This is a genomic window from Chryseobacterium sp. Leaf404, from assembly GCF_001424145.1.
Taxonomy (GTDB): domain Bacteria; phylum Bacteroidota; class Bacteroidia; order Flavobacteriales; family Weeksellaceae; genus Chryseobacterium.
Window position 1 is genome coordinate 542,897 of the sequence record NZ_LMQM01000001.1, and the last position, 19,494, is coordinate 562,390.

General features: G+C 36.9%; 24 protein-coding genes. 8 read left to right on the plus strand and 16 right to left on the minus strand.

The annotated features are described in order from the left end of the window. Positions 1-98 precede the first annotated feature (98 nt). On the plus strand, positions 99-626 hold the full coding sequence (locus tag ASG31_RS02530; protein ID WP_056027564.1) for a hypothetical protein: 528 nt from the start codon (positions 99-101) through the stop codon (positions 624-626). Positions 627-644: 18 nt separating this feature from the next. Here the strand turns inward: ASG31_RS02530 and ASG31_RS02535 are convergent, their stop codons facing one another. Then, positions 645-1,265 carry an endonuclease III domain-containing protein gene (locus ASG31_RS02535; RefSeq protein WP_056027566.1) on the minus strand — a complete coding sequence of 207 codons (621 nt, stop codon included), beginning with the start codon at positions 1,263-1,265 and terminating at the stop codon, positions 645-647. 32 nt (positions 1,266-1,297) lie between these two features. On the opposite strand from ASG31_RS02535, the gene bcp reads away from it, so the two are divergent. Continuing rightward, entirely contained in the window at positions 1,298-1,750 is a 453-nt protein-coding gene (gene bcp, locus ASG31_RS02540; protein ID WP_056027569.1) for a thioredoxin-dependent thiol peroxidase, read from the plus strand. 230 nt (positions 1,751-1,980) lie between these two features. On the opposite strand, the gene ASG31_RS02545 is transcribed toward bcp, so the two are convergent. From ASG31_RS02545 to ASG31_RS02555, 3 genes are read right to left on the minus strand one after another with little or no spacing between them, the layout of a single operon-like run. Further along, positions 1,981-2,382 (minus strand): OsmC family protein, encoded by a 402-nt coding sequence (locus ASG31_RS02545; protein WP_056027571.1) that lies wholly within the window; start codon positions 2,380-2,382, stop codon positions 1,981-1,983. A gap of 5 nt (positions 2,383-2,387) precedes the next feature. Beyond that, positions 2,388-3,416, minus strand: a complete 1,029-nt coding sequence (locus tag ASG31_RS02550) for a tetratricopeptide repeat protein (protein ID WP_056027573.1) — start codon at positions 3,414-3,416, stop codon at positions 2,388-2,390. Between the two features lie 3 nt (positions 3,417-3,419). Beyond that, positions 3,420-4,268, minus strand: coding sequence for a hydroxymethylglutaryl-CoA lyase (locus ASG31_RS02555; RefSeq protein ID WP_056027575.1), 849 nt, complete (start codon positions 4,266-4,268; stop codon positions 3,420-3,422). Positions 4,269-4,588: 320 nt separating this feature from the next. Between ASG31_RS02555 and ASG31_RS02560 the strand changes: the two genes are divergently transcribed. After that, positions 4,589-4,807 carry a hypothetical protein gene (locus ASG31_RS02560; RefSeq protein ID WP_056027577.1) on the plus strand — a complete coding sequence of 73 codons (219 nt, stop codon included), beginning with the start codon at positions 4,589-4,591 and terminating at the stop codon, positions 4,805-4,807. Between the two features lie 133 nt (positions 4,808-4,940). Further along, the gene (pepT, locus tag ASG31_RS02565; protein ID WP_056027579.1) at positions 4,941-6,188 is read left to right on the plus strand and encodes a peptidase T; all 1,248 of its coding nucleotides are present in this window, start codon (positions 4,941-4,943) and stop codon (positions 6,186-6,188) included. Positions 6,189-6,247: 59 nt separating this feature from the next. Here pepT and ASG31_RS02570 read toward each other — a convergent pair whose 3' ends face one another. From ASG31_RS02570 to ASG31_RS02580, 3 genes are all read right to left on the minus strand, one after another. Next, positions 6,248-6,808: a hypothetical protein gene (locus ASG31_RS02570; RefSeq protein ID WP_056027581.1), complete on the minus strand. Its 561-nt coding sequence runs from the start codon at positions 6,806-6,808 to the stop codon at positions 6,248-6,250. 9 nt (positions 6,809-6,817) lie between these two features. Next, the gene (locus ASG31_RS02575) at positions 6,818-7,207 is read right to left on the minus strand and encodes a DUF1398 domain-containing protein (protein ID WP_056027583.1); all 390 of its coding nucleotides are present in this window, start codon (positions 7,205-7,207) and stop codon (positions 6,818-6,820) included. Positions 7,208-7,370: 163 nt separating this feature from the next. Then, the gene (locus ASG31_RS02580; RefSeq protein WP_056027585.1) at positions 7,371-9,167 is read right to left on the minus strand and encodes a DUF885 domain-containing protein; all 1,797 of its coding nucleotides are present in this window, start codon (positions 9,165-9,167) and stop codon (positions 7,371-7,373) included. Between the two features lie 163 nt (positions 9,168-9,330). On the opposite strand from ASG31_RS02580, the gene ASG31_RS02585 reads away from it, so the two are divergent. From ASG31_RS02585 to ASG31_RS02600, 4 genes are all read left to right on the plus strand, one after another. Further along, on the plus strand, positions 9,331-9,792 hold the full coding sequence (locus ASG31_RS02585; RefSeq protein ID WP_056027587.1) for a hypothetical protein: 462 nt from the start codon (positions 9,331-9,333) through the stop codon (positions 9,790-9,792). 158 nt (positions 9,793-9,950) lie between these two features. After that, the gene (locus tag ASG31_RS02590) at positions 9,951-10,655 is read left to right on the plus strand and encodes a MotA/TolQ/ExbB proton channel family protein (protein WP_056027589.1); all 705 of its coding nucleotides are present in this window, start codon (positions 9,951-9,953) and stop codon (positions 10,653-10,655) included. A 9-nt stretch (positions 10,656-10,664) separates the two neighbouring features. After that, positions 10,665-11,063: an ExbD/TolR family protein gene (locus tag ASG31_RS02595; protein WP_056027591.1), complete on the plus strand. Its 399-nt coding sequence runs from the start codon at positions 10,665-10,667 to the stop codon at positions 11,061-11,063. Between the two features lie 111 nt (positions 11,064-11,174). Further along, on the plus strand, positions 11,175-12,047 hold the full coding sequence (locus ASG31_RS02600; protein ID WP_056027593.1) for a hypothetical protein: 873 nt from the start codon (positions 11,175-11,177) through the stop codon (positions 12,045-12,047). A 93-nt stretch (positions 12,048-12,140) separates the two neighbouring features. Here ASG31_RS02600 and ASG31_RS02605 read toward each other — a convergent pair whose 3' ends face one another. The 9 genes from ASG31_RS02605 to ASG31_RS02645 form a co-directional block, all read right to left on the minus strand. Beyond that, positions 12,141-12,527, minus strand: coding sequence for a hypothetical protein (locus tag ASG31_RS02605; RefSeq protein WP_056027595.1), 387 nt, complete (start codon positions 12,525-12,527; stop codon positions 12,141-12,143). Positions 12,528-12,535: 8 nt separating this feature from the next. Next, entirely contained in the window at positions 12,536-13,084 is a 549-nt protein-coding gene (locus ASG31_RS02610; protein WP_056027598.1) for a hypothetical protein, read from the minus strand. Continuing rightward, positions 13,085-14,488, minus strand: coding sequence for a nucleoside recognition domain-containing protein (locus tag ASG31_RS02615; protein ID WP_056027600.1), 1,404 nt, complete (start codon positions 14,486-14,488; stop codon positions 13,085-13,087). 54 nt (positions 14,489-14,542) lie between these two features. Continuing rightward, positions 14,543-15,055, minus strand: a complete 513-nt coding sequence (locus ASG31_RS02620) for a DUF6973 domain-containing protein (RefSeq protein ID WP_056027602.1) — start codon at positions 15,053-15,055, stop codon at positions 14,543-14,545. Positions 15,056-15,199: 144 nt separating this feature from the next. Then, a complete protein-coding gene (accD, locus tag ASG31_RS02625; protein WP_056027604.1) occupies positions 15,200-16,054 on the minus strand; it encodes an acetyl-CoA carboxylase, carboxyltransferase subunit beta in 855 nt (284 codons plus the stop codon). 85 nt (positions 16,055-16,139) lie between these two features. Continuing rightward, positions 16,140-17,210, minus strand: coding sequence for a class II fructose-bisphosphate aldolase (gene fbaA, locus ASG31_RS02630; RefSeq protein ID WP_056027606.1), 1,071 nt, complete (start codon positions 17,208-17,210; stop codon positions 16,140-16,142). 70 nt (positions 17,211-17,280) lie between these two features. Then, entirely contained in the window at positions 17,281-18,147 is an 867-nt protein-coding gene (locus ASG31_RS02635; RefSeq protein ID WP_056028055.1) for an NAD kinase, read from the minus strand. A 1-nt stretch (position 18,148) separates the two neighbouring features. Next, positions 18,149-18,799 carry a CBS domain-containing protein gene (locus tag ASG31_RS02640; RefSeq protein WP_056027608.1) on the minus strand — a complete coding sequence of 217 codons (651 nt, stop codon included), beginning with the start codon at positions 18,797-18,799 and terminating at the stop codon, positions 18,149-18,151. Positions 18,800-19,051: 252 nt separating this feature from the next. Next, complete coding sequence (locus tag ASG31_RS02645) at positions 19,052-19,486, minus strand: hypothetical protein (RefSeq protein ID WP_056027610.1); 435 nt, start codon at positions 19,484-19,486, stop codon at positions 19,052-19,054. Positions 19,487-19,494: the final 8 nt, after the last annotated feature.

Here is a 19,494-nt window from a genome sequence, read left to right on the forward strand (position 1 = left end):
TATTATTTAAAATTTAATAAAATTTTTCCTCCACAGCTGTCTGGAAGTGATTTTATTTAAGTTTGAACGACTGTTGTTTACATTAAAAATTACATGATATGAGAAAATTTTTTATTGCGACTTTAGTTTTGATTTCCACTTTTGCTTACTCGCAGATTGCAATCGGAAACAACTCAGAAAGCACCAGGCGATGGACTTTCGGAGGTGGAATTGGATTTGGTTTCGGAAGTAATTCTATGTTCAACATTCAGGCAGCACCCAGAGTTGGTTACCGCGTAACAGAAAATCTGGAGGCTGGAATTACGGGGACGGTGATGTGGCAGACCTCAGACTTTTATAGGTCAACCATGTTTGGAGTGGGGCCTTTCGCCAACTATTATTTCGCAAGATCATTCTATGCAGGAGCAAATCTTCAGCATTTTTTCATTAATTATAAAGATAAAATTTACGGTTACAAATCGTCCGACCAGGAGACTGCGCTTTATCTGGGTGGCGGATATCTGCAGAGAATCGGCAACAACTCTTTCCTGCAGCTTGGTGTAATGTATAATGTGTTGTACAGGGAAAACAACAGCATTTTTGCCAGCGGACTTATGCCGAACATCGGTTTTGTAGTCGGTTTGTAACTGAAACAATCGGAGCTTTTATTTTTCGAAGAGCATTTTGGTGAGAAAATCTTTCTCGCCCTTCCCTCTCGCAGGCGAATATTCCCGTCCGTAGTAAATAATCTGAAGATGAAGTTTGTTCCAGACATCTTCTTTCCAGAGCATTTTTGCATCCCGTTCGGTTTCTACAGCATTTTTACCGGAAGTCAGTTTCCACTGATTCATCAAACGGTGAATGTGTGTATCGACAGGAAATGCCGGAAAACCAAATGCCTGACTCATCACTACCGACGCGGTTTTATGACCAACACCAGGAAGCGCCTCAAGTTCTTCAAAGGTCTGAGGAACGATGCCGTTGTGGTTTACAAGGAGAAGCTCAGCCATTCTTTTCAGATTTTTGGCTTTGGTATTTGATAATCCGATTTCTTTAATCAGTTCTTTTATCTGAAACTCTTCCAGCTTTGCCATTCTCTGCGGTGTACCAGCCACAGCGAAAAGTTCAGGCGTCACCTGATTTACCTTTTTATCAGTCGTCTGAGCCGAAAGCGCTACAGCCACCATCAGTGTGTAAGGATCTGTATGATCCAGCGGAATCGGAACTTCGGGATAAAGTTTCTCCAGTTCCTGCTGAATGAGTGCGGCTCTTTGTTTTTTTGTCATTTAAACTTTAAATTTGAGCAAAATTAAAAAATATGTTGAAAGTCGGAGACGCTTTACCAAAATTTGAAAGTGTAAATCAGGATGGCGAAACAATTAATTCTGAAAAATTCAAAGGTCAGAAACTGGTGATATTCTTCTATCCACAAGCGAGCACGCCGACCTGTACTGTTGAGGCCTGTAACTTAAGCGACAATTATTCTGAACTGGAAAAAGCAGGTTTTCAATTACTTGGAATCAGTGGCGATTCTGTAAAAAAGCAGAAAAATTTTCATTCTAAATTTTCCTTTCCTTACGATCTTATTGCCGATGAAAACCGTTACATTATCGAGAAATTCGGTGTTTGGCAGGAAAAGAAAACTTTCGGAAAAACGTACATGGGGATTGTAAGAACCACTTTTATCTTCGATGAAAAGGGAATCTGTACAAGAGTTATTGAAAAAGTTACTTCGAAGACTGCTGCGCAACAGATTTTGGAGGAGAACTAATATGATCATCCGTATTTAATCATAAAAAAATCAGCCAGTAATTTTGTCATTCCGTAGGAATCTAAACTGCATAATTTTGAGTGTGTCGGGATTCCTACGGAATGACAAATAAACTTTTAATGATTATTTTATTACGTTTTAATAGTCAAAAATAGTTGGTGAAATTGCAATGCCGACAAGTACACTGACAAATTATACAACTACAAGGCTTAAAACTTAGACTTTCTGTTCTACTGGTAAACAAAACTCAGCGTCTGCTTCAAATCCGGATGCAGGCTTTTCGAAACCGGACAGTTGTATGCAATTTCTTCAATAGTCTTTTTCTGCTCGTCAGAATACTGATCTTTGAAAATAAACTCACATTTAATTTCACTAATTCTGCGTGGATTTGGAGCCATTACTTTTTCAAGATTGCAGTACGCTCCATCGATGTTGATGCCTTTGTCTTTACCTAAAATTGCAATCGTTGTAAGAGCACATTCTGCCAGAGAAGTCGCACACATGTCTGTTGGAGAAAACTTTTCTCCTTTCCCGTGATTGTCTGTCGGCGCGTCACTTTCTATGATTGTTCCGGATTGTAAGTGTTCTGCGGAACATCTTAAATCTCCCAAATATGTTATTTTTGAAGTCATAATTACTATTTAGATTTACTATTTATTTTAACTGAAGCTGCTGGATTTATTTCTTTATCAAGGACATCTGTAATAAGCTCCCTCAATGTCGAAAGGGTAAATGAATCATCTTTAAAACCCATAGGATATGTAGAATGTCCACCTTTTGTTTCTTCACAAATAACATACTCTGGATCGGTCTTTTCGACTTTAATTGTTTTTTCAATATTAAATTTTCTTTCAATCTTTTCTCCAGACTTATCTATTAAATAAACTTTATAAAGATTTTCAAGCGTATTTTTAGGTTTCTCAAAAGATTTGAAAACATTGATGTATTGATCTTTCCAGACAAACTCATCCACCGCCATATTTTTAAACTTCATGTAGTCTTCCGACAGAACTTTTTGATTGTAAAGTGTTTTTACTTTTTCAAAAACTTCATTCGCTTCTGTAAATTTGTTATTTGCATTCAGCGATTTTATCAACTTTTCATATAGAATATACTCTTCCGGAAACAGTATTACAGCGTTTCTGTAAATTTCTTCAGACTTTTTATAATCCTTTTTGGAGGCATAATAAAAATTACCGGCGTTTTTTGCTAAAGTTAAATACCATTTCCCTTCCTTATCGGCATTTTTTAGACCTTGTTCATAAGTTCGATCTTCATTAACGTCATCTTTCTGATACTTAAAAATATTTGCCTTCTCCACATAAAACTCAGCCAGCGGGGCTTTTTCTATGGCAACATTTATATTTTCAAGCGCTTTATCATATTGTTTTAAAAACATCTGAGAATATCCTTTCTGGAAATATACGATTGGATTATCAAATTTCTTTGTCAATGCTTTATCATAGTATTCAATTGCCTTTACATCGTCTTCCTTCATAAAAAAAGCATATCCCATGTAATAAAGCTCCTCACCACTTAAACCAGCACTCTCATTTTCTAACTTAATTATTTCGTCGAATTTTTCTTCGTTTTTAAGCTTCAGAATTTTCTGTCCAAAAATTGTACAGGAAAAAAGAAGTATAAAAGTAAATAATAGCTTATTCATAACTCAGAAATGAAAAACATCTTTCGCTTTATTATAAGCACTTTCAAAATTAAGTAAATTCAGTTTGTGAGGTGTTTTTTCTACGCTCATAAAGTTAATCACCTGCTCAGTCGGCATATTTCCTACCAAATCATCTTTTGCCATCGGACAACCGCCAATTCCTTTGATTGCAGAATCAAATCTTCTGCAGCCTTGATCGTAGGCAGCTTTTAATTTTGTGTAGGAATCTTCATAACGGTTATGAAAATGAGCTCCAAAGTTGATTTCGGCAAACTTTTGAGGAATTTCACCAAAAAGTAAATTGATGGTTTCGGTAGTCGCAACACCCGTGGTATCCGACAAAAGAATATTTTCAATACCTATTTCCGAAAATCTTTTAGCCCAGAATTCCACATCCTCCAGCTTCCACATTTCTCCGTACGGATTGCCGAAAGCCATTGAAAAATAAAGATTCAGACTGCGGTTTTCAGATTTTGTGAGCTCAAGAATTTTCACAATATCTGTAAAAGCTTCTTCCTGACTTTTGTTGGTATTCCGATGCTGAAAAGTTTCAGAAATGGAAAACGGAAAGCCCAAAATATCAACTGACTGATGTTTTAAAGCTTTTTCGGCTCCCCTAAAATTGCCAATGATAGCGGAAACTTTTGTGTTGGAGCGGGATTTATCGATACTCCCCGCAACCTCGGCAGAATCAGCCATTTGAGGAATTGCTTTCGGGGACACAAAGCTCAGGCAGTCGAGCACATCAAATCCTACATCCATCAAAGCGTTGATGTAATCTATCTTTTTGGAAGTAGGTATAAATTCTCCCCAGCCTTGCATGGCATCGCGCGGACATTCTGTAAGAAACATTTCTATTTTGATTTTCTCAAATATAATAAAACTAAATAATTTAACAGTCTATTTCGAAATATCACAGAATCAATTGATTTAAAAGCATTTAGACTTCATATTTATATCAGCACATCTTAATTAAAACGCCTGTTTTCCATTTTAAATTAAACTTAAAATCATTTCTGAAATCTTCAATTAACATTTAAATAAGATTTAGTTTAAGTAATTCAAATCAAAACAAGATTATTGATGATTAAATTTTAATAAATAATTTTAAAATCAAATCGATTTGGTAAAAGAATTGCAATAGACTGAAAAACGTTTAAAACCTTTGCGCCATGAACATTTCCTATTACGATTTCAAGAACTTAGAAAATCAGGATCAGTGCAATTTGGTATTGCACAACGGAAAAATCGTCAACGAAAGAATGATGAAAGACCTGAAATATACTTTGTATGAATTTTCAACCTTCACCGTAGAAGTGATGCACAATCTTTCCAGTGAAAAACTGGCAGTCATTAACGTTTTTCAGAACAGAGCGGCTTATGCTGTCTAAACAGTTTAAATAAGATTTAAAATATAGAGGAGGCAATTTGCTTCCTTTTTTTGTTGGCACTTAAGCATAATTCAACACATTTTTCGGGCATCCTGATTTTACGTTGTATATTTGTGAAAATTTAAAATCAATAATGAGTATGCTAGAATTTAATCAACTTTGGAAAGAAAAATTACTGAACCGTTTTCTTACTTACGTAAAAATATACTCTACCAGCGACGCTGAAAGCGAGACAACACCTTCTACAGAAAGACAGTGGGACATCGCAAAATACATCACTCAGGAACTGAAAAATATTGGTCTTGAAGATGTTTCTATTGACGATCACGGTTACATCATGGGTTACGTTCCATCAAATTTGGAAAACGACAGCCAGCCGACTATCGGTTTTATTTCGCATTACGACACTTCGCCGGATTTCAGCGGAGAAAATGTGAAACCTCAGGTTTGGGAAAATTATGACGGAAGTGATCTGGTTTTAAATCAGACGTCTAACTTCACTTTGTCGCCTTCAAAATTTGAAAGTTTAAAAAAATACATCGGTCAGACTTTAATAACCACTGACGGAAATACCCTTCTTGGAGCGGATGACAAGGCAGGTTGCGCGGAAATTGTAACCGCTGCAGAATATCTGATTACTCATCCGGAAATCAAGCACGGAAGAATTGCTGTTGGATTCACGCCTGACGAAGAAATCGGAAGAGGAGCACATAAATTTGATGTTACCAAATTCGGGGCGGAATTCGCTTACACAATGGATGGCGGCGAAGTTGGCGAACTGGAATATGAAAATTTCAACGCTGCAGGTGCAGTGGTAAAAATCCACGGGTTGAGTGTGCATCCCGGTTATGCATTCGGGAAAATGGTGAATGCCGCTTTGCTTGCTGCGGAGTTTATTCAAATGTTGCCAGCCAATGAGACTCCGGCTACAACGAAAGGTTTTGACGGATTTTATCACTTAATGGATGTAACTGCTGATATTTCGGAAGCAAAACTTCAATACATCATCCGTGATCATGATGAAGAAAAATATGAGGCAAGAAAAAAATTCATGGAAGAAAAAATTGCAGAATTTAATCAAAAACATGGCGAAGGAACGGCAGAAATAGAAATTAAAGAGCAATACAGGAATATGAAGCAGCAGTTTGAAGGAAAAATGCACATCGTAGATTTGGCAGCAAAAGCAATGAAAGAAGCGGGAATTGAACCAAAAATCAAAGCCATCAGAGGAGGTACCGACGGAGCGCAATTATCTTACATGGGATTGCCTTGTCCGAATATTTTTGCCGGCGGAGTCAATTTCCACGGACCTTATGAATATGTGGCTTTGGAAAGCATGATGAAGGCGACTGAAGTGATTGTGAATATTGTGAAAGCGTAATATTTTAACTTACAACATAAGAAACCCCGACAATTCTATTCTTGTCGGGGTTTTTGGTTTTATTGAATTCTGGCTTTAAAATATCCTCGTATTGATTTGCTAACTCCGCCATCAACAACACAGCTGTAATTGACAAAACCAAAAATACTATCGCATTTTTGATATTGGGTTTGATTTAATTTTAAAAACTCAAATCGTGGGACTGCCCTAATGAATTTTATTTCTCCTTTCAAGGTTTTGGGATCATAATCAAGAATTCTAAAAGTCCCGTCAAAAACCTTGACCATAATGCCATTACCCATATAACCGTCATAATTGTTCAAAGAAATATTTATGGTGTCTTCCGCTTTCGTTGCTTTGCATTTATAATTATTAAAAGAGGTTCCAAAATTCAAAAGACCTGAATTCTGAACGATGTAAGCCGTTCTGGTTTTGCTTTCCAGTTTTTCCTTTCTGAATAATCTTAGTTCAGGAAATTTTGAAAGCAATTGAATGGTGTCATTATGAACTAAATTTTCATCGACAACAACTTTTTCATAGGATGAAATCACTTTCTCTTTTTTGTTTTTACAACCCATAAATGCAAGCGAAATAAAAATCAGGAAAAATAATTTCATCATTGTTTGATTTTAATGAGGAATTTCCTCCGTCAAAACTTCATTGCCGGCTTTGTCAAAATAAATGCAGGTAAACTGATCTAAATCAACAATCCATTTTTCAACGCCGTTTTCTGCGCAGTCTCTGCAGAACTGCATATAATCTGTTCCGCCTTTCTGGTGAATTTTTAACTGCTTTTTAAAATGATCAGCATTAACTGTTTCATTGATTTCCAAATCATCATATTTCGGTTGTGATTTTGTTTGAAAATCATTTTTACCGAAATAGTCTGTATGACTGTCTTTTACCCAGGTTATAAAGTTTTTCACCCCGAAACCTTTAATTTCATGAATGTATTTTGGGAAATCTGCGCCTGATTTTAGTTTGCTGTGAGCTTCTTCAATTTGTGCTACGGTAAACATTTGTATTTATTTAAATTAAATTTAGATTTTTCTAAAGGACGGCAAAGCTCGTAATTTTAAAAAATATTTCTGTGAAAATGTCCGGAATTTTCATAGGTCTGTCACTGATTCTAATATATCGAATGCCTGATCTATATTTTCCTTTTTCTCTTATCCGGAATATTTATTTCTGTTTTTTGGCCCAAAGTGCCATTTTTCTATTTAAAACATCCAAAGGCAGACAACCCTGACTTAAAACTTCGTCATGAAATTTTGCAAGACTGAATTTTTGCCCCAACTCTTTTTCATATTTTTCTCTCAACTGACGGATTCTCAAAGACCCGATTTTATAGCCAAGAGCCTGCCCCGGCATTGCCATATAACGCTCCACTTCTGCCGTTGCTCCTGCTTCATCGTAGGCAATGTTGCTCAGAAAATATGTTATAGCTTCTTCCCTGCTCATTTTTCCTGTGTGAAGCCCGGTATCAACCACTAATCTTACCGCACGCAGCATCTGATCACTCAGATAGCCCATTTTTTGATAAGGATCGGTGTAAAGCCCAAATTCAGGACCTAACGTTTCGCAATAATGTGCCCAGCCTTCGCCGTAAGCACCCAGCCATCCGAAACGCATAAATTTAGGCAGATTTGTATTTTCCTGCTGTAAAGACACCTGATAATGATGCCCCGGAATGGCCTCGTGCAGAAAAAGCGATTCCATACCCGAAGTGACATTAAATTTTGATGGATCAGGAAGCGGAATATAGAAAATCCCCGGTCTTTTGCCGTCCGGAGTTCCCTGGATATATTCTGCGCTCGCACTCGCCTCTCTGAATTTTTCGGTTTGTCTGATTTCAAATTTTGTTTTTGGCGTGACGCTGAACATGGTTTTCAGCTTCGGAGTGATCTTGGATAAAATACCGTTAAAGGCTTTTAAAACCTCATCAGAACTTTTATAAGGCATTGCTTTCTGATCATTTTTTACGTGGGTAATAAATTCTTCAAGCGTTCCTGTAAATCCCACTTCCTGTTTCACTTTTTCCATTTCAGCACGGAGCATGGCAACCTGCTGCAGACCAACTTTGTTGATTTCTTCAGGGGTTTCATCTGTTGTCGTCCAGCTTTTGGCATAAAATGCATAGATAGAATTTCCGTTCGGTAAACTATTGTAACCATCCGTATCTCTTGCTTTCGGATAATATTCTTTTTCCAGATAATTTCCTAATCTGGTGTAAGCCGGGATTATGTTTTTCGCCACAGATTCGTGGAAAAGTCTTGTAAACTCTGCTTTCTTTTCATCAGAAAAACCTTTCGGAAACTTTTTCAGCGGACCATAGAAAATATTTTTTTCAGTATCTGAGGTGATAATTTCTTCCGCTCTCATCTGCGGAATCATTTTGACAACCAGTTTTTTAGGCAAAACAATTTTAGCATTGATACCCTCATTAAAATTATGAATTGCTGCATCTGCCCAAACCGGAAACTTTTCCATTCTCTTCAGCCAGTTTTCGTAATCTTTTTCTGTCTCAAAAGGCTGGCTTCCTTCACCGCTTCCCAAAAGAGGAAACGTAAGCGGCAAACCTCCAAACTGCGTAAAAGGAATATATTCAGGGTGGAAACTGTAGGCTCCTATTTTATCTTTTAAAGTAAAATCAAGAACATCATAAACCACTTTTTTGTCATCGGGAAGGCTTTCGTAATCTACATTTTCCAGCTGTTTCTGTACCGATGCGTAAAATGCGACCTCTCCTGAGATAAAATCTTTATCAATATTGATGGGCAACTGGTCATTGTATCTGGAGTCTCCCTGCTGCGTTGCTTCCAAAGGATAGAGCTTCAGATACTGCTCGTAATAGTTGGCAGCAATAGAATCTATGTTTTTCGGGGTTACTTTGCTAAGCGGCAAATCTGTTTTCCGGCAGGAGTGAAAAGCAGTTGCAAGGCCTAAACACAAAAGGCTTCCCAATACAATATTTCGCATGATTAAGAATTTTATATAAAAACAAATGTAATGATTCTACAGGAAAAGATTTAATATCTAAAATTTTAAAAATAATTTAAAAAAATTTTTCACATTCAGTCAATTTTCTATCTTTGTTAAAACAATTAACATTCATACCATTACGGATCTTTTCTAAGAAATAATGAAAGGGATTTTAAAAATTTACCACCCGGAAGAAACGCTTAAATACAATATCAATCATACTTATTGCAAAGCCGTTTACCTTAATCAGAAGCATTTTTTGGAAGTAGAAATCTCCACAGACGACAGTTTGGATCATGTGGAAGACGATTCTCTGCAGAACAATTTTCCTCAGTTATCAATGCAGGTTTCTGATTTCCCGATACAATCCGGAGAGATTGAAGATCAGACATTTAACATCACAGACTCAGATGAAGAATCTTATACAGAAGTAGATCTTTTTGACGATGAAGATGCTTATCTTTATGACAATGAGCTGTGCTTTGAAAAAGATGAAACGGGAGAACTCCAGCTGATCTGGAAAGGGCAAATCGACGATTTTTATACTGGCTCAGACAATCCGCTTCCGTTCAGACTTAAATGTCTGCTGAAGCAGGACGAAATTGAGGTAGACGAAGATTAAATTCAGATACTTAATGCTAAAACATATTATTTCTCTTCATCTATTTTGAAGGGAAATTTTCCGTTGTGGTACCGAAAGCTTATTTTAAGCATTTTTTAAGATTAAAATTGATAATATTCCTTTATTTTTGTCGTTTAAACTACTAAAAATACAGATTAATGCTTGTAACAGAACTTACTCAGGTTTTATTTGCACAGGTGGCGACACCCGTTGTAACTGCTGAAAGTGCAGAGTTTTCATTTTGGAACATTATGTTTCACGGAGGGGCTTTTGCCAAAATTGTAATGGCCACCGTACTTTTGCTGGGAATATTTTCTGTTTACCTTTTCTTTGAAAGATTTTTCTTTATCAAAAGAGTGACTTCAAAAACAGACTCCAATTTTATGAACAATATTGAGGATTTTGTGCGAAACGGAAAGATTGATTCTGCTCTGGATTACTGCAAAACACAGAATTCGCCGGAAGCAAGAATTTTAGAAAAAGGAATTTCAAGACTGGGAAGACCGGTTTCTGACATTGTAAGCGCAATGGAATCTCAGGCTCAGGTAGAAGTGGCCAACATGGAAAAAAACCTGAATCTTTTGGCAGTCGTACCAAGTATTGCACCGATGCTCGGACTTTTGGGAACGGTAATCGGGATGATCATTGCTTTCTTTAATCTGTCTCACGCTGAAGGCTCATTCTCTCCGAAAACTTTATCTGAAGGTATTTACACGGCTTTGGGACAGACCGCAGTTGGTTTGGCGGTAGCGATTCCTGCTAATTTTGCTTATAACATTCTTTTAACGAGAATTGACAAATTTGTTTTGAATGCTCAGAATATGTCTGGAGAATTTTTAGATATCATCAACAAACCTTTATAATCTCTAAAGATGAAAATTCAAAGAAGAAATAAAGCCAATCCGGAATTCAGTTTAGCAGCGATGACAGACGTTATCCTGCTGATGCTGATTTTCTTTATGATTACCTCATCGGCGGCCAACCAAAGCTCCATTGACGTAAAGCTTCCGAAGGCTGACACCGCTGCAGACAATACGCCAAACCCTCTTACGGTAACGATTAATGCCGAAGGAAGTTATTTTGTAGACGATAAACCGGTAGCAAGGGAACAGCTGGAACAGACTATTGTAAGTTTGCTGAACTCCAGACAGGGAAAATCTTTTACCATAAGAGCAGACGAAAATACGATGCACAAAGATGTGGTTTTTGCAATGAGTATCGCAGAAAAACATAAACTGAATATCGCCCTCGCCACTGTAAAAGAAAATTAATGTACACTTTGAAAAAAGTTGACTTTTAACTAAATAACAAAGGAGACATCCAAAAAGAAGTCTGATTTTATTTAAACCTCGACATCATCTTTTAAAGTTAAACAACCGCTCATGAAAAGTTATACCCTTGATAACAGCGAACACAATAAAGACCGGATCAAAAGCGGAATTCTGTCTGTCCTGATATGGTCTGCCATCCTGCTGTTTGTTTTTATCTATAAACTTGAACCTACGCCCGAAGAAAAAGAACCCGAGGTAGTAACCACTATGCTGGTCAATTTCGGAGACAACAGAAACGGTGAAGGAATGGATGAACCAGCTCCTCAGGAAGGAAGCCAGGCTATGAAAGCTGATGAGACGGTTGCTGAACCAACAGAAAGCAATACAGAACCCAATACCGTTATAAAGCCAGAACCGAGGGCTGAAACGAAAAAAGCGGATGTTAAAGAAAAAGCAGTTTCCGGAAACGACAACCGTAAAGTTGCCAGAAAAGACGATGCAAAAACCAATACGAAACCAGCCAGCAGCACGGTAAAAAGTAAAACCAAAGGTGGCGCAGTCACTGCCAACAGCAAAACCGGAAACGGAGACGGTCAGGGAAAAAATATTTTTGGTAAATTTTTGTCCGGTAGAGGCGACAAATCTGGTAACCAAGGGGATGGAAAAGGTCCGGGGAATGCCGGAGATCCTTTGGGTGGCGATGGAAATGGAGACAGTAAAATAGGAATTGACAGAAGTCTTACCAACTATATTCCCGGAACAATGGGACGTGGAGGCGCCCAGCCAAGCCACAAATGCACGGCCAGCGGCTCTATCAGAATTTCTTACACTGTGGATAAAGCAGGAAATATTATATCCGCAAAACGCGCTGGTGGAATTTCAGACCCATGTGTAGTTCAGACATCGGTTGCGTGGGTTAAAAAATATGTGAAAGCCGAGAAATCAAGCGTTTCTTCTACGGGAACTTACAATATTACATTCTAAAAAATCCAAAAGCACTTTATTCAAGTTCTTTTTTCATGTATCAGAAGTTTCTGTAATCTTCTATCAGTAATCTTTACCCTCGTTTGCGGGATATTATTTACCTGCAATCTCGCTGATTCTGTTAATAGCCGGAAGCGCAAAAATGCCGCTGGTCTGTAAATACAGCTCATAGAAAGTTTTCGCTTTGTCTAAAAAATCATTGTTAGCCAAAACCTTTCCATTGTAATAGAAAAGATTTCCGAGCATTTCGTAGTAATCTTTGTGATCTCTTTCCTGTCTTTCTTTTACGATTTCAATCACTTCCTCTTTCGATTTTGCCGAAAGTTCTTTAAAATCAAACTTGAAAATATCTTTCATCAAAGAATCGAAATCGAGGTCTTTCTGCATTAAACTTTCTTCGGGTTTGTCTAAAATCAGTTTTTCTAAGGCTTGAGATAGCTGGCGGATGAGTCTTAAGGTGAATTCTTTATCTGTGATCATAATTGAATTTAATTTTTGTTGTTGACAAGTTTTAGAGAATCATAATATTCTTTATGTTCAATTGGGCTGTAAAACATTTTTAAATTGATAGAATTAAAAAAGCCTGCAAAGTTTTGCATTTTTGCAGAAGTTGGTTTGCTACTTTTAATCTGATTGCATTCAAAGCAAACCGAAATGTAATTAACTATTTTTTCTTCCTTTAAAAAGATAATGTTATGTCTAGGATAAAAGCAATCTGCTGATACAGCCGGCTCTGAAAGATCATCATCTTGATTCCCGCTTAAAATATAATTAAGCTTTTTAATTTGATTTAAATCTAATTTTCTGCTGATGGTATCTTTAAATTTTTTTACATCCAATTCTTTATCAAAATCACCATCAAAATAATCCATTGGATGTACACTTGCAAAAGCAACCACTTTATCATATTTAAAATCAATATAATCTTTGCGATTTTTGTTCTTAGTGACATTAGAATTCACTTCAGTAATTGATTGATCCTTTTTACAACCAATCAATAGTAAAGACAAGGTTAAGATTATAATTATTCTTTTCATTTAAGCAAAAAACAAATACGCCAATCCGATCGCAGTAATCACGCCCACTAAATCAGCCAAAAGCATAGCAATTACCGTATATCTTGTATTCTTTACAGCTACGGCTCCAAAGTAAACTGCAATCACGTAAAACGTCGTATCTGAACTTCCCTGAAGAACCGCTGCCAATTTCCCTTGAAAACTGTCTGCTCCGAAAGTTGCCATTGTATCCATCATCATTCCTCGTGCTCCGGAGCCCGAAAGTGGTTTGATTAAAGCTGTTGGAAGTCCGTCGACAAATCTTGCATCTAAGTTTGCGGCGTTCACCACCCATTTCATCCCATCGATAATCACTTCAAAAACGCCTGAAGTTCTTAAAAGTGAAATAGCGATCAACATCCCCACCAAATAAGGGATAATTTTCACACTTGTTGTAAAGCCTTCTTTTGCTCCATCCACGAAAGCGTCAAAAACATTGATTTTTTTATAAAGCGCTCCAAGCACAATTGCGAGGAAAATGAAAAGGATTAATCCGTTACTTAAAACCTGACTGAAAATATCTAAATTTTCTTTGCTCAGACCCGTCAGATACCAGACAAGAAGTCCAACCAATACGGAAATACCGCCAACATACGCCAAAAGTACAGGCTGCAAAAGATTTATTTTCTGATAAATTGAAACAATAATCATCGCCGCCAAAGTGGCCGCAAAAGTGGCAATCATGCAGTACAGAAATATATCTGTAGGGTTTTTCGAACCTGCAGAAGCTCTCAAAGCTATGATGGAAACTGGAATCAGCGTCATTCCACCTGCGTGAAGACAAAGGAACATAATTTGTGAATTGCTTGCCGTGTCTTTATTTGGGTTTAAAGTTTGCAAACTTTCCATAGCTTTTAAACCAAAAGGTGTTGCTGCATTATCTAAACCTAAAAGATTGGCGCTGAAATTCATCAGCATGTGCCCGAATGCGGGATGGTTTTTTGGAATTTCAGGGAAAAGACGTGAAAAAAATGGTTGAATTAAACGGCTTAACAAATTGATTCCGCCTGCTCTTTCAGCAATACTCATAAATCCCATGAATAAAGCCATAATTCCAATTAACCCCAGACAGATTTTTACTGCCGTTTCAGAAGTTCCAATAACGCCATCTGCTGCCTGAACTCTGTAAACCTGTACATTTTGCTTTAGTGAATCTGTTTTGTAATGAATTCTGTTTTCGGAAAAATTATTTCTTTTCATCAGACTGTCTCTCACAACGGGAGAAAGCGCACTGATATTTTGAGTTGCCACCTGTACTGTATCGCCACCTTTTCCAACCACCATATCATTGAAAATGGTTTTGTAATGGCTTGATGAAATGTATTTTATACTCGCAATTGCGATGGCACTGATAATAAAAGCCGACCAAATTCTGCTGAGAACCATTTATGTAAAATTAATTTTTAGAAAAGATAATAAATTTAACGAGATAAAATTGAATTATTTTTCATCCAGATAAACCAACTCGCCTGCAAAATCATCATCCAGACTTTTCAAAACCTTGGCGTTGGCGGTCTTCTTTTGAAGTTCTTCAATAAAGAAATTTTTCTCAAAAAACTGGCGGTGAATTCCCGGTAAAAGTTCCATAAAGTAATCCATTCCTATTTTGTTGTTGTGGAGATCCATTTTGGTTTCCAAAGGTTCGTTGGGGAATAGTTCTTCGTGCAAATCAGTAATTTTTTTGCAGAAATTCAATGCTTTTTCGGGCGAGGAAATTTTGCTGCAGTACATCATGATCAAACAGCACCAAAACGAATGTCTGAAGGCATTTCCTTCCCCGTTTTTAGATGCCGTTTTAGGATATAGTTTTTGAGCGATTGAAAATGCTTTTACCGTCGCATAAAAACTCATGACAGAAAAAAGAGGATGCGGCAAAACGGCAGATAGGAGTTTAAGAATTTTCTTAAAACTCATGCTTTTTATGGTGTTGAAAATTACTTTGAAAGTCCTCATAAGTTGGCTTTGGGCAAATGGCTAATTGCTTTTGGCTTTAAATTAAGCTGCTCAGATTAAAAATTGAGATCAATAAATCTTACCGATATTTAAACAAAAATCTCTCCCGAATTGAGAGAGATTGTATGATGTTTAGTTTAAATTTTAAGCTTTTACGGCTAATAAATTCACTGTTTTAGAAACTACTTCTTTGATTTCGGTTCTCTTTACAATAAAATCTACGAAACCTTTTTCCTGCAGAAATTCTGAAGTCTGAAAACCTTCCGGTAAATCTCTACCAATGGTTTCACGGATAACTCTTGGACCTGCAAAGCCAATCAATGCTTTTGGTTCAGCCATGATGATGTCTGCTGTCATTGCAAAAGATGCGGTAATTCCACCGAAAGTTGGGTCGCAAAGATAAGCGATGTATAAAAGTCCTGCTTCCGACAGCTGAGCCAGTTTCGCCTGTACTTTTGCCAACTGCATTAGAGAATATGTTGCTTCCTGCATTCTTGCTCCTCCAGACTGACAAATAATCATGTAAGGAAGTCTTTTTTCGATACAGTAATCAATCGCTCTTCTGATTTTTTCACCCATCACAGAACCTAAAGATCCTCCAATGAACGCAAAATCCATACACGAAACCACCATTTCGGTTCCGTTTACGGTTCCTGTGCCGTTTCTGATTGAGTCGGTAAGTTTTGTTTTGGCTTTCACTTCTTTCAGACGGTCGGTGTACGACTTGGTGTCTTTAAAGTTGAGCATGTCTATACTTTCAACATTCGCATCAAGCTCAGTGAATTTTCCTTCGTCAAAAAGAATACTGAAAAACTCAGCACTTCCGATTCTTACATGAAATCCGTCTTCAGGAGAAACATAATTGTTTTTCTTTAACTCGTCGTGTTCCACTACTTTTCCTGACGGAGTCTGATGCCAAAGCCCTTTCGGAACATCTTTTTTCTCGTCTGTAGAAGTGGTAATATTTTGTGCTTTTCTTTTAAACCAGTCGAATGCCATAAGTATATAATTGATGTATGATAAATGATAAATGATGAGGAAAGCGCTTAAAATCACTTATCGCTCATCTTTTATCAATTATAATTTATTTAAGCGTATTTACGTTATTTAAATCTTCAAACGCCTGAACCAATCTCTTAGAGAAAGTTTCTTCTCCTTTTCTTACCCAAACTCTTGGGTCATAGAATTTTTTGTTCGGCTTTTCTTCGCCTTCAGGGTTACCGATTTGAGTTTTCAGATATTCTACGTTGTTTACCATATAATCTCTGATTCCTTCTGTGTAAGCAAACTGAAGATCGGTATCGATGTTCATCTTAATTACACCATAATCAATCGCTTCTCTGATTTCTTCTAAAGTAGAACCTGAACCACCGTGAAATACGAAATTAATCGGTTTGTCAGCAGTTCCGAATTTCTCCTGAACAAATTTCTGAGAGTTATCAAGAATTTTTGGAGTTAAAACTACGTTCCCTGGCTTGTAAACACCGTGAACATTTCCGAAAGCAGCAGCAATCGTGAAGTTATCAGAAACAGCTTTTAATTTTTCATAGGTATAAGCTACATCTTCAGGTTGAGTGTACAACAAAGAGTTATCAACGCCAGAATTGTCTACACCATCTTCTTCACCTCCTGTTACTCCGATTTCCACTTCCAAAGTCATCTGCATTTTTGCCATTCTTTCGAAATATTCAGCAGAGATCTCAAGGTTTTCTTCTAAAGATTCTTCAGAAAGGTCAAGCATGTGAGAAGAGTAAAGCGATTTTCCTGTCTGTTTGAAGAATTCTTCGTTAGCATCCATCAAACCATCGATCCAGGGCAATAATTTTTTTGCAGCGTGATCGGTATGTAAAATTACTGTCGCTCCGTAAGCTTCAGCTAAAGTATGAATATGTCTTGCTCCAGCGATACCACCTAGAATAGCTGATTTCTGAGCGTCATTGCTTAGTCCTTTTCCAGCGTTGAAAGATGCTCCACCGTTAGAAAACTGAATGATTACAGGTGAGTTTAATTTTGCTGCAGTTTCCATTACTGCGTTTACGTTGCTGGAACCGATAACGTTCACAGCAGGCAATGCAAATTTGTTTTCTTTAGCGTACTGAAAAATATCTGTAACTAACTGACCTGTGGCAACTCCTGCCGGAAAAATTCTGCTCATGTTTACTTTTTATATAAAATTAGGGTATGTTTGAAAAATTCTTGTAAAGGTAATAATTTTTGAGAAATGATTAATTTCTTTTATCGCGTCCCCAAAGCAGCTTCTGGCGGATGGTTTCGTAGAAACTAAGATTGTTTGGCTGCACCAATAATAGTTGGAAACTTGCCTTTCTAATTACAATTTCTTTATCGGTTTCAATATGAATTAATCTTGAATCCAATGAAAGAGAATATTGTGGAACTCTGCTTTCTACTTTAAATTTAATTTCCACTTTATCATTCACAACCAAAGGACGCACATTTAAATTGTGTGGCGCAATCGGAGTAATGACAAAGTTTTCGTTATTTGGAGAAATGATGGGTCCTCCACAGCTTAATGAGTAAGCAGTAGAACCTGTCGGTGTAGAAACAATCACACCGTCGCCCCAGAAAACATTAAGAAATTCATTGTTGATATAAGAATCTACCGTGACCATAGATGTTGTTTCTTTTCTTGAAATCGTCACATCATTTAAAGCATACGGAAAAAATTCGTCAGATTTTGGAGAAACGACTTCGATCACTGATCGTCGGCTTGTTTTCACATCACCTTTCAAAATAGAGTCTAATTCTTTGAAGGCTTCTTCTTTGGTGAAACTTGCCAAAAACCCGAGTCTTCCGGTGTTGACACCCACAACAGGGATTTCGAGATCTTCTATGAAAGTCAGTGAATTGACAATCGTTCCGTCGCCACCAAAGGTGAAGAACAGATCAATTTCTCTGTCAATAAGATCCTGTTTGTTGCCAAAAGTCTCAAATATTTTTGAAAATTGAAGCGCTTCAGCCATTTCATCAAACAAAACAGATTTTACGCCTCTGCTTTCCAGTTCAGAAATAAATTTGCTTAAATATAAAAAAGTGTCAAGATCTTTTTTCTGAGAATATATGGCTGCCTTCATATTAAATTTCGATAAATTTTTGTAAAAAACCAAGACGGTCTTTGAAAAGATCTGTTTTCTCGTCAGAATAATATTTTTCTACGATTCTGTAGTCGTAACGCTCAAAGGTAGCATCAATGGATGATAAATTGTCGTTGCTGATTTTGATTGTAATCTGTATAAATTCGTCTGACATAGAAGTGATGAACCCCCCGTAGAATTTAGAATTATTGCCTTCAACAATATTTGCAATTTCCGTCATAGAATATTTCCTTGCCGGAGTTTCTACGGTAAGAATTGCACCGGTTTCCGAAAACAGCGGATATTTTGAAAATGTCTGAAAAACATCATCGCAACAGATGTATCCGAGGTATTTTTCGTTTTTATTGATCACAGGTATCACGTTGGCATTGAAGGTGTAAAACAGTCTGATGCTGTCCATGATATTATTGTCTTCCAGAATCGCAAAGCGCTCGATCTGATGTTCGAGGTTTTTTAAGGTACCTTCTTCTTCGTAAAGAAATTCTTTAGCGATAGCTCCGTAGAAATGATGTGATTTTTTGATGAAAATGTGCGTGTATCCAAAATCTTCTATCATCTCTCTCGCCGACTCAACAGAATCGGTAAGGTAAAAACAGGGAAAATCTTTTGAGACGTAGTCCTTGATAAACATTGTGCTAATTTATAAAATTAAAAATAAAAACTTTCGCTTTTATCACGTTTTTTTTTGCTGGAATAAAAAAAAGTGAATTAAAAATTTGCGTGTAAAAATTTAAACCGTATCTTTGCCGCCTTTCATTTTTACTTTTTATTAGATTTATTTCAAACTGCACTGTCTTTTAGGCAATTGCAGTTTTTTTTATTTTTAGATCATTTTTAAACTCCCGGCTCAAAAGTCTGTCCCAAAACAGTTTACATTAGCTTTTCAGCAATCATGATTCTCGTAATTGAGCTGATCCATTTTGTTTTCATAATTTTCTTTTTCAGTTTTTGTCATGGTAACCTCTCTGAAAACGGCTTTAAACTGCCTTTTTCCATCTGGGCTTACCCATAATCCGTTGAAATTTTTACCCTCTTTTGTCAAAATCAAAACCCCGGTAAACCGATATTCTACCATTGCAAATTGATTGGTATGATTCTCTGTAACGTCAAGTTGCAGCCAATTGCTCAATTTATCATATTTATACATCGCGGTATAATGCAAATCTGCTGTACACTCATTGTCCTCACTGATAATAAACATCGTTACGGGCATTTTCCCATCAATACTTCCTTTGTATAAAGTTGGCGTTCTGTTTTGTGCAGAACTAAAACTTACGAAAAAAAGAAGTATAATGAAAATGGTTATTGCATTTTTCATTTAATGAA